General features: G+C 28.5%; 8 protein-coding genes and 1 pseudogene. 2 read left to right on the top strand and 7 right to left on the bottom strand.

What is annotated here, in order from left to right; translation table 11 throughout:
- Both mobC and HMPREF0078_RS08965 read left to right on the top strand, forming a co-directional pair.
- Positions 1–266: plasmid mobilization relaxosome protein MobC (mobC, locus tag HMPREF0078_RS03075; RefSeq protein ID WP_004838631.1), on the top strand; the 266-nt coding region annotated here is incomplete at its 5' end.
- 1 nt (position 267) lies between these two features.
- Positions 268–420 (top strand): annotated as a pseudogene (locus HMPREF0078_RS08965) (relaxase); the annotation flags it as partial.
- 356 nt (positions 421–776) lie between these two features.
- On the opposite strand, the gene HMPREF0078_RS03065 reads toward HMPREF0078_RS08965, so the two are convergent.
- The 7 genes from HMPREF0078_RS03065 to HMPREF0078_RS03035 all read right to left on the bottom strand — a co-directional run.
- Positions 777–2,471 (bottom strand): hypothetical protein, encoded by a 1,695-nt coding sequence (locus HMPREF0078_RS03065; protein ID WP_004838629.1) that lies wholly within the window; start codon positions 2,469–2,471, stop codon positions 777–779.
- Positions 2,471–3,475, bottom strand: coding sequence for a DUF4297 domain-containing protein (locus HMPREF0078_RS03060; protein ID WP_004838628.1), 1,005 nt, complete (start codon positions 3,473–3,475; stop codon positions 2,471–2,473). The genes HMPREF0078_RS03065 and HMPREF0078_RS03060 overlap by 1 nt, the downstream gene beginning before the upstream one ends.
- 447 nt (positions 3,476–3,922) lie before the next feature.
- Positions 3,923–4,765, bottom strand: a complete 843-nt coding sequence (locus HMPREF0078_RS03055; protein ID WP_004838627.1) for a nucleotidyl transferase AbiEii/AbiGii toxin family protein — start codon at positions 4,763–4,765, stop codon at positions 3,923–3,925.
- A complete protein-coding gene (locus tag HMPREF0078_RS03050) occupies positions 4,762–5,349 on the bottom strand; it encodes a type IV toxin-antitoxin system AbiEi family antitoxin domain-containing protein (protein WP_004838626.1) in 588 nt (195 codons plus the stop codon). The genes HMPREF0078_RS03055 and HMPREF0078_RS03050 overlap by 4 nt, the downstream gene beginning before the upstream one ends.
- 498 nt (positions 5,350–5,847) lie before the next feature.
- Positions 5,848–7,215: a 23S rRNA (uracil(1939)-C(5))-methyltransferase RlmD gene (gene rlmD, locus HMPREF0078_RS03045; protein ID WP_004838625.1), complete on the bottom strand. Its 1,368-nt coding sequence runs from the start codon at positions 7,213–7,215 to the stop codon at positions 5,848–5,850.
- Complete coding sequence (locus HMPREF0078_RS03040) at positions 7,216–9,546, bottom strand: ATP-dependent DNA helicase (RefSeq protein WP_004838624.1); 2,331 nt, start codon at positions 9,544–9,546, stop codon at positions 7,216–7,218.
- 153 nt (positions 9,547–9,699) lie between these two features.
- Positions 9,700–10,434, bottom strand: a 735-nt coding sequence (locus HMPREF0078_RS03035) for a DUF5633 domain-containing protein (protein ID WP_004838623.1), incomplete at its 5' end; no start/stop codon positions are given.

Raw genomic sequence — 10,434 nt, 5'->3', positions numbered from 1 at the left:
GCAAAACTATGTCCCACTTTCTTAGAAAATGTGTATTGGAAAAAGAGATTTATGTTGTAGATTTAGAACCATTTAGAAACCTACAATGGCTACTTTCAAATGCAACAAATAACATAAACCAGATTGCAAAGGCTACTAATACAACTGGCATTATTTACAAAAATGAAATCGACTCAATGAATAAACAGATAGAAAAATTATCAAAAGAAATATGGCAGATCCACTCTCTACTTCTAAATAAATCAAAAGAAAGTTCTGGTGATTAGTATGGCAATTACAAAAATACATCCTATAAAATCAACTCTAAATTTGGCAATAGATTACATTACTAAGAGCGAAAAAACTGATGAAAAAGTCTTGGTATCTTCATTCAAATGTCATCCATCTACTGCCCATATTCAATTTATGAAAACACGAAAGATCATATTCTATAGCATATTTTGAAACAAAAACCTGCTAACAAAAGTCAAGCTTAAGCTGAAATTAATTTCAGCTTATTTTTTTGTGCAAATACTATATGATCTTTGCATATCCAGCTTCCATGCTATTATCAAAATTATACTTTAAGGATGTTTTCTTGGTGCTTGAAGCTAAAGCTAATTTCCTCCACATGAATTCTTTCGTTCGCTCAATTCACTAAAGTAAGCAATAAAAAAAGAATACCCTTTTGCAAGAGTATTCTTAATAAAAATACAATATCGTTAAACTTTATAAAATAAGAAAAAATCATTTATTCATGTAGACTAGGATGTAGATATATAGGTGATTTTATCTTACTATTTAATCAATTGGGCACTTAAAGCATTTTCTAAAACATATTTATATTTTGAGAAAGTTTCAGAATCAAGCAACTGATATTTGTCATTCTTTAGCTCTATAATATTTATTTCGCTTTCAAATTCAAAATTCCTTCTTTCAAACCCAATTGATGAAAAAATCAATTGGGTATAATTTGATGAATTATCTAATATATATTCAATTAAGGATTGTGCCTTATCATAATCCATCTCCGCATTCTTAGGGCTATCTAATACCATAGGTAAATTCAAGCATTTATTATTAAAAATTTTTTTAATATCATTAAGTATAAAATACCATATAACTGTTGAAATTGGTTTATTACTTCCACTTGCACAAAAAACTCGATTAATTGCTTTATATTGTGCTTCCTCTAACTCATTCAATCCAAACTTTAAGACTTCCCTATCAATCATATCATAATATTTTTTATTGATATCCGATTTAATTTTAGATACTTCCTTCAAGTCTTCCTCAATATTTTCTAGCTTCTCTTTAAGTTCTCCTTGCAAATTAAACTCATTAAATAACTCTAAATTTAAACTATTATATAATTCATTTAGCCCCATATAGCTGCTATAATTTTTTATTTCTGTCTTAGCTATACCAATGTTTTTCTTGTATGATTCCAACTTATCTAAAAACTCTTTATAACTACCCTCTATTTGTAAAATTGATTTTGAAATCTTTTCTATATCCTCATATATGCTGTCCTTTATATATAACGAATCCTCAATTGAATTGTATCTTTTACTTCTAAGATCAGTTGTATCTTTCAAAACTGAATGGCATTCAGGACATATATCTGTATTTAAAATATACTTTATTTCTTTTTCCTTTTTATTCTTAAACCTTTCAATTTGGTTCAATGCAATTTCAAGCTCATACTTTTCATTTCGTAAATTTGTAAGCTCATACCTAAATTTATTAATAGAATTCAGAATATAATCATATTCCTTTGTTCTAATAGAAAGCTCCCTTTCAAGCTCTTTTAAATTTTCAGGCACAACAATATTACCTAATAGTTTAGATACTTTTTCTTTCATTCTACTAGTTTCTCTGTATGCGTCTTCTGAATCATTTATACGTTCCAATAAATTTTGTTTACTTTCAACATGTTCAAAATAATTCTTATCATATATTCCAAATTGTGCATATATTACATCAGGTTTAAAATTTTGATATTGTCCTAATCTCTTAAAGGAACTAAAGTATGTTCCATCATAATAATCTTGGTCAATAAAATTCATTACATATGTATATGCTGGTGGAGCAATCTCCAGCTTCTCAGTCCTTCTATTCGGTAAAAATATTTCAAAATCCCAAATATTGCTTAAAAAATATGATAACTCAATTATAGTTGATGTTTGAAATAATATCTTAAAAACATCATTAAATACTTTGAATAACTTTTTATGGCGATATATAAAATATATATTATCGTTAACCGAAAACTCTAAAATATATACTTTATCTTCATTTTTCCATTTTTTATCGAAGTGGGCATCAGCACCCAAAGTATGATATAAACTACGTAACAAGACTGACTTCCCTCTATCTGTTCCATCAATGTTACTAGAAGTAACAATATTTAAACCTTTTTCAAAACATGTAACAAAAGCTTCTTTAGTTAAAATATCAAAAATATATATTTTATTGAAAATAACATCCATTAAATATCACCTCCCTCTGTGTATAAATAAAATACCATTAAATAAAATACTTTTTTCATGTATTTTGTGTATTCTATAGGGAATTCACTATCAAATACATTATTTAAAATATTAAAAAGATCATTTTCGTTTCTTATCTTATCTATATTCCCTTCAATATACTCAAAAATTGATATCTTTAATACATTCAACTCATGGCTTTGATCAATTTCCAGTAAATTAGTTAAAGCTTGATTATATAATCTTCTTTCTGATGGGAATAAAGTTTTAATATAATCTTTAACCTGTTCAATGCCTGTTATAGATTTTTTCCTATGAGATTCAAGCATTTTATTAAACTCATTTTTAGAAATTCCTTTTAATTCTAGTACATCATTATAATTAGTGATTGCCATCTCATAAGAAGCTTTTTTCTGAGCTGTATCAGATACTAATCGAAATAAAGCATTAGGATTATTAGGTTCTTCATTTTTTATTTCTTGGAAAGCTTCAATTAACTTTCCAAGCAAAGCATAATGAGGATTTGTTAAGTCCATACTTTCACATACATAAAAAACATTATCAAGAATGACTTCTGATAACTTTAGTTCTTCTTGCAATTTATCTTCAATAAAATCTATTACTGTTTTGTCCAACTCACCTAAACAAACTTCTTGCCTTAAATCTTCTTTACTATCAATTTTCAAATGTTTATTACAAACTACAGCCAGCTTTATATTATGATTTGGGTTGTAAAGAGCATACAATGTTCCCAAAATAGATCTACTATTTCCTTTTCTCTTAGTTAGTGTTTTAGAACTATGATTACCTCTATTTATTGTTTTCACCTGGTAAAAATCAAGACCATTATCACGATGCAATTCAATATCACATTTGAAATCAAACACAATTGTATAGTCATCGTACAGCTTATATGCATCAATTAATTTACCAACTCCCCACAACAATTCAACTCTAAATCTATTTTTCGTTCTACTACCTGCTAAATCTAATGGTAAATTCATATAATAGTTCGAATATTCCAATATAATCACCTCACTTTTATGTCGTCATGCATTTATCATGTAACCTTTATAATATTTAATTAGTTTTTTCAAAAATCACTCTATAATCTTCTGTATGCCTTCTAATTCAAAAATATCAAAAACAGAACATCTGTAATTAAATTTTGTCTGTCTTAATTTATAAAATGTAATTTTCCTAATTTTGCTTTTCCATAAATTCACTATTTATCATACCTAATTCTTTTATTTTTGTAATAACATTTTATAATTAAATGATATCACTACATCCTACTTAAATATTTTATTTATTCTATTATATCATTAAATATACGTCAAAAATAAAACGTTCTCCTTGATATAAAATTTATGCTTAAAAAAATAAAATCATTTCACTTCTCTAATACTTAATATTTTTTATCTATGATATGCCAGACAGTGTCTGTTAAATTACATCTCATTGATTCTATTTGAAATAATTCTCACTACACCAACAACCTTATCAAAGGTCAAATCTCCAATATACTTATTTTCACTGAAATATACTTCCCACAAGGATCTCAGGTATGAATCTTCTTTTATATTCTCGATTATTTCCTCAGAGTCTTGCATTATCTCCTGACTTCCTCTTTTGTTTGAGGTTCTCTCTATTGCTTCTTTTAAAATTTTATAATTTATACCATCTTTTTTTAGTTTGTAGAGAGTGTATAGATCGTAAAAGTCTCTCATTCGTGTTGTTGTTATATTTCTTCTGATTATGGTTTCGTATTTTTCAGCTAAAATTGTTTCTAATGGATATGCCATTATTTTAATATCTTCTTTGGTAAATATACATGGATAGGTGTATTCTATCTCTTTTGGTGTTATTGCATCTCCTGTTGTTAGGTCTAGTTTCATTGGATTTTTAGTTTTTCCAACATTTGCTATTAGTGAAATTCTAAAGTTCTCGTACTCATCCTCTTCTCTAATATAACTAATGTCCTTTATTTCAAATCTTATTCCATCATCTACATTGATATTTATAATTTCTTCTATTATTTCTTTTATTTTTTCTTCTTTTAGTGCTATGCCTTTAATGGTTGTATCCATGTCCATAGTTGTTCTATTTTCAATTCCAATTAAGGAAGATATTAAGAATCCTCCTTTTATTACAAAATTATTTTTGTAATTTGATTTAGATAGCCTTTCTAAAAATCTTTCAAAAAAATATATTTGCAAAACTTCTTGCGACTTCAGATTTTTCTTCTCTGCAAGACTTCTTATCTTGCCCTTTATACTCTCGATATTAATCATGATAATACCTCCATGTATTTTCTAATTTCATCTTCTATTTTAAATAGTCTACCGTATTTTATTAATCGTCTTAGGTTTTTATTTGGTGATTTAAAGTATCTTTTTATTGCTTCTGTGAAAATTTGCTTATCTATTTTTTCTCTGTCAATTATGATATCGCAAACCGTTCTTTCAATATCATAAACTGGTATGAGATTGCCTTGTGGTGATTTTATTTCTGTCTTTCCTATTTCGTATAAATCTTTTTTTACATAGTGAACTTGTAGATCTTCGTACCTCTTTTTGATATGGCTGGCATTGTAGCCTTGGGGTACAGATATATGAAATACATTTGGAGTTCTATCTGATAGGTCGTGGAGGTAGAGGGCTGTTTGATGGGAAAATATAATTCGATTACTATTAGATGATATTAAAATAAAATCATCTATAACCTTTCCTTTTATTTGATATAGTCCTGGTCTTAATCTTTCTAATTGTCCGATTTTTGTTAATTCTGATAGATTATGCCTAGTATATCCAAGTTCTTCTGCTTCTTTGTTAGTTATTACTAAATTTTCTTGTATATATTCTTTAAGTGTATTCATAGTCCGCCTCCTCTCATCTATGCTTTTATTATATGTTATAAAAGCGAATATGTAAAGTTGGCTTATAATTTTCCATTTTTAAAAAAGAATGTAACGAATCCTTATTCCTCTTCTAAAATTATTCTTTCTTAACTCAATATTACTAATATTATTATAGTTACTCTCCGATTTTCGGATTTCTAGAAATCTGTTATTCGGAGTTCTTGAATTCCGATTTTCGGAAGTCTGGACTTCTGCTTTTAGGAAATCAGATTTTGTATTATTAGTTATATTTAAAATTTATATATACTCACTTACTAGAAAAAAAAGAGCAGCCTTTTACGCTACTCTTGTAGAAAGTACAAAATGAGTTAATTATATTTTTTGTGTTTCCTCATACCAGTTGCAAAACAACTTTCACATCCATGTAGTTTTTTTGAGTCTTTTTAACAAATCCTTCTTCATCTTTATCGAAGACAAAATGCTTATAAAACTGCTTAAAATGCAGGATTTCTAGGTTTACATCTTTTGTATCAACGCTATAGTCTCCACATGCCTTGACCTAGGGAATTGGTCGAAGGCTTGGTATTTTTTTATTTTGTAGCCGTTTTTTATGAAGATTTCTAGGTCTCTTACTTGAGTTTTTGGGTTGCAGGATATGTAGACAAATTCTTCTGGGGATATGTCTATTATTTTTTTTATTGCTTTTGGGTGAATGCCTTCTCTTGGTGGGTCTATTACTACTATGTCGTATTTTCCTTTTACTAGGTCTATTTTTTCTAAAACATCTCCTGCTATAAAGTTTATATTTTCTATTTCATTTTCTTTTGCATTATCGAAGGCTTTTTCTACTGCTTCTTCTATTATTTCTATTCCCATAGCTTTATTTGCGGATTTTGCAAATAGTTGGGTTATGGTTCCTGTTCCTGAATATAGATCTAGGACGTTTTTGTTTTTATCTACATTTGCTAATTCTATTGCTTTTTGATAGATTTTTTCTGCTGTATATACATTTGGTTGAAAAAATGAAAATGGGGAAATTTGAAATTTCAAATCGTTCATTTTTTCTTCTATATATTTTTTCCCAAATAAAAGTTCGATTGAATCTACTTTTACTGCATCTGATAAACTATCGTTAATCACATGATAAATTGAAACAATTCTCCCCTTGGTTTTTGCATTTAAGAGATTGTGAGCAAATAAATCTCTTCTCATTGGATCAAAAGATTTGTCTGAGCTTGTTACAAGGACTACCATAATTTCTCCAGTGTGAAGTGCTTTTCTTACTATTAAATTACGCAAAAGTCCTGTATGAGCTTTTTTGTGATAAAAACTTGTATTTTTTTCTCTAAAATATTTTTGTACGTGTTTTCTTATTGTTTCAAAATCGCTATCAACAATATTGCACCCATCTGTATCGACAATTTCATAAAATCTATTTTGTCTGTGAAGTCCCAAAACAAGTGGCCCGTCCTTGTAAGAATCCCCAAAAGTGTATTCCATTTTATTTCTGTATTCTTTTATTTTTGGACTTCTAATGATTGAAAGATCTGCAATATCAATATGAGAATTTTTTAAAAGTTTTTTTATCATATCATACTTTAATAAAAGCTCTGTTTCGTATCCCATTTTTTGGTAAGAACAACCACCACAAATTCCTGCATGAGGGCAAAATTCTTTGGAATTTTCTATTTTGGATTCTTCCAAAACTTCCATAAATTTTCCTTTTTTATTCTTGCCCCTGTTTTTGGTTATTTTTACTCTTACCTTTTGTCCCAAAACTCCGCCCTTAAATTGGACAGTCTTTTCTTCATCAATTTTTCCTATAGAAATATTTGGATAAGACATATCTATTATTTCTACATCTTTTATTGGTTTTTCTCTCATTTATTCTCCTCTATTCCAAAATCTTTCAACCAAGATTTTTAATTCTTTTTTATTTTTTACTTCTCTTATATTTGACCAATGTCTAGGATAAAGCCTTCTGTACTTATCCCACAAAAACCTATCATCCACCAAATAAATTATTCCCCTGTCTTTTTCTCCTCTGATTAGCCTTCCTGCTGCTTGGAAAATTTTATTTAAGCCCGGATAAGTGTAGGAATAATCAAAACCATTGTGAGAAATTTCGTCAAAATGCTTTTTTATTAAATTTCTCTCATCGCTTACTCCCGGCATTCCAACTGAAATTACCATTGAACCAATTAGCCTATCGCCTTTCAAATCAACTCCCTCAGAAAAAATTCCACCCAAGACCAAAAATGCAGTTTTTTGGCTATCGTAAGTGAAATTTTGCAAAAATTTATGCCTTTCTACTGGAGACATCGACCTTTCTTGAACTAAAATTTCGTCATTAAAATTTTCCTTGTAATATTCATAAACATCTGTTAGATATGAAAATGAAGGAAAAAATATAAAATAATTCCCCTTTTTTGCATTGATAAATTCATGGATAAGGTCAGCTATATCCATCAAATTATTATTTCTATCTTTATACCTAGTAGAAATTGGACTTGCAAAAATGGCAAAATTTTTCTTATCAAAGGGCAAATCCAAATGAACTTTCAAACTATCGGAAGCCCCAAGCATTTTTCTATAAAAATCCATTGGAGAAAGGGTTGCTGAAAAAAATATACTTGACCTTGCCAGTTTATACTTTTCTTTCAAAACTTTTGAAGGATCAATACACTTGATTTCATAAATTTTTTCCATAGAATTTTCATCATAGGTCAAAGTTTGATAAAAACCCTCCCTAAAATTATCAGAAATTTTTAGATGATGGTTTATTTCAAAAAACATATCTTCTATTTTATCATAATCTTCTCTTTTTTTATCCTTTATCAAAACTTTTTCCAATTTTTTTGATAAAGCCATAAGTTTTTTGTCAAAATTGTCATTATTGTCAGTCGAATAATAAAATAATTTTTTCCCATAATTTTTATACATTTTTTCAAATTCATCCAAAATAGAATCAATTGATTTAATTATTTTTAAATCTTTTTTTATATCCATAGATTTTCTTAATTCCATAAAATCAGAATCAACAAAATTATGAGAGAACATCTTTCTTGACCTTTCCAAAAGATTGTGGGCCTCATCAATTAAAAACAAATATTCATCAAGGCTATCATCAAAAAATCTTCTCAAATAAACATTTGGATCGAAAACATAATTATAATCGCAAATTATTATGTCGCAGTACAAGGAAATATCAAGCTCAAACTCTAGGGGACAAAGTCTGTGTTTTTCTGAATAAGAAGTGATGATGTCATAGTCCATTATGTCTTCATTTTCCAAAATATCTTTTAGTCCATCATTTACCCTATCAAAATGCCCCCTTGCAAAAGGACAAGATTCAGGGTTGCAAGAAATTTCATCATTTAAACAAATTTTCTCCTTGCTTGTAATAGAAACTGCCTTGATCGATAAATTTTTTTCTTTCAATAAATACAAAGATTTTAGAGCTTCTTTTGCCGTTGTATTTTTTGAAGTTAGGTAGAAAATTTTGTCGGTCAAGCCTTCTCCCAAAGATTTTACAGCAGGAAAAATTGTAGAAATAGTCTTTCCAGTTCCAGTCGGAGCATCTACAAATAAATTTTTCTTATCAAGAATCGCCCTATAAACAGCAACAGCCATCTTTCTTTGCCCTTTTCTGTAGCCATCATAGGGAAAAGTCAAATTATTTGCACTAATATTTCTTTTTTCAAGGTTTTTGGATAAAATTTTTGAAAAATTAATATATTCTTTTAATAAATTTATGTAAAATTCGTAAAGATAATCAAGACTTTTTTCTTTTTCAAAAGTTTTTGTCTTATAATCATCTAATGATACATAAGTTAGCCTTATAGTGATATTTTTCAAATCATTTTTTACACCATAAAAATACCCATAGCAAAAAGCTTGAGCCCAGTGTAGTTTATTTGAATCATCCAATTTGTCGAGATTTCTTGTAGTGGATTTTATTTCGTCAATAATTATTTTGCCTTTCTTTTTCAAAAGACCATCAGCCCTACCCTCAACGTGAAATTCCATATCGTCAATTTTAGTAATGTTTTTAAGATAGAATTCAGCTTGGTAATTTTTATCATAAGATTTTTGAATTTTTTGATGGGCTTTGATTCCTTCGACCATCCTATTATTGTCCCTGAAAGAATTATCAATATCCCCACTTCTCATTACAAATTCTATAAGTTTTCTAACAGAAGTTTTTATATACATTAAATCACCTTAATTAATTATATCATTTTTCATTAAATATTTTGAATTTTGAAACTATCAGTAAAATAAAATTTATTAAAATTCACAAAAAAATACCCCTCTCAGGATATTTTCTTGAGAGAGATATTTTGTTTTTAATTTATTTATAATAAATTATTTTCTTTTTGATTTGAAAAGTGCTACTGCTGATGCTGCAAGTGTTGCTACAACGCCTGTAAGTCCTGCTACACCTGTTTGAACGTTGTTAGCTTTGTTATTTACAACTTTTGATGGTTGTGTTTTTTTCTTATCTTCTGTTTTTGCTGGATTTTTTGCACCTGGTTTTGCTGGATCTTTTACGCCTGGTTCTGCTGGATCTTTTTCGCCTGGTTTTGCTGGATCTTTTGCACCTGGTTTTGCTGGATCTTTTTCGCCTGGTTTTGCTGGATCTTTTTCGCCTGGTTTTGCTGGATCTTTTTCGCCTGGTTTTTGTTCTTCTTCTTTGTAGAATAATCTGAAGTAATATCTTCCATCTGCTCCTTGATTTACTTCATATGCATTATTTATTGGATCATTTTCTAGAGCTTCTTTTGCTGCTGCTTCTGCTTCTTCTCTTGTTTCATATCCAATTTCTAGTCCTTTTTCAACTGGAGATAATTGGTAATAATATTTTCCATCTGCTCCTTGTGTTATTGTGTAAGATTTATTTACTGGATCATTTTCTAATGCTTTTTCAGCTGCTATTCTAGCTTCTCTTTCTGTATCAAATCCATTTTTTGTTTCTTCTGGTGTTTCAGGATCTTTTTCACCTGGATTTCCTGCGTGAGCTTTCAAAATTTCATTTTTCAATGCTTCTACACCTTCGATTGTTTTAGCTTTGTTGATTTGATCAAAATAGATTTGTCCTGT

It is taken from the genome of Anaerococcus vaginalis ATCC 51170 (assembly GCF_000163295.1).
GTDB classification, from domain to species: Bacteria; Bacillota; Clostridia; order Tissierellales; family Peptoniphilaceae; genus Anaerococcus; species Anaerococcus vaginalis.
Note: the sequence above shows the minus strand (reverse complement) of the source record. Positions and strands in the feature narration are given on the sequence as shown.

What these genes read in the sequence shown, in the direction of transcription:
- HMPREF0078_RS03065 (WP_004838629.1), bottom strand. Translation starts at nt 2,471, where the DNA reads ATGGATGTTATTTTCAATAAAATATATATTTTTGATATTTTAACTAAA.
- HMPREF0078_RS03060 (WP_004838628.1), bottom strand. Translation starts at nt 3,475, where the DNA reads ATGAATTTACCATTAGATTTAGCAGGTAGTAGAACGAAAAATAGATTT.
- HMPREF0078_RS03055 (WP_004838627.1), bottom strand. Translation starts at nt 4,765, where the DNA reads ATGATTAATATCGAGAGTATAAAGGGCAAGATAAGAAGTCTTGCAGAG.
- HMPREF0078_RS03050 (WP_004838626.1), bottom strand. Translation starts at nt 5,349, where the DNA reads ATGAATACACTTAAAGAATATATACAAGAAAATTTAGTAATAACTAAC.
- rlmD (WP_004838625.1), bottom strand. Translation starts at nt 7,215, where the DNA reads ATGAGAGAAAAACCAATAAAAGATGTAGAAATAATAGATATGTCTTAT.
- HMPREF0078_RS03040 (WP_004838624.1), bottom strand. Translation starts at nt 9,546, where the DNA reads ATGTATATAAAAACTTCTGTTAGAAAACTTATAGAATTTGTAATGAGA.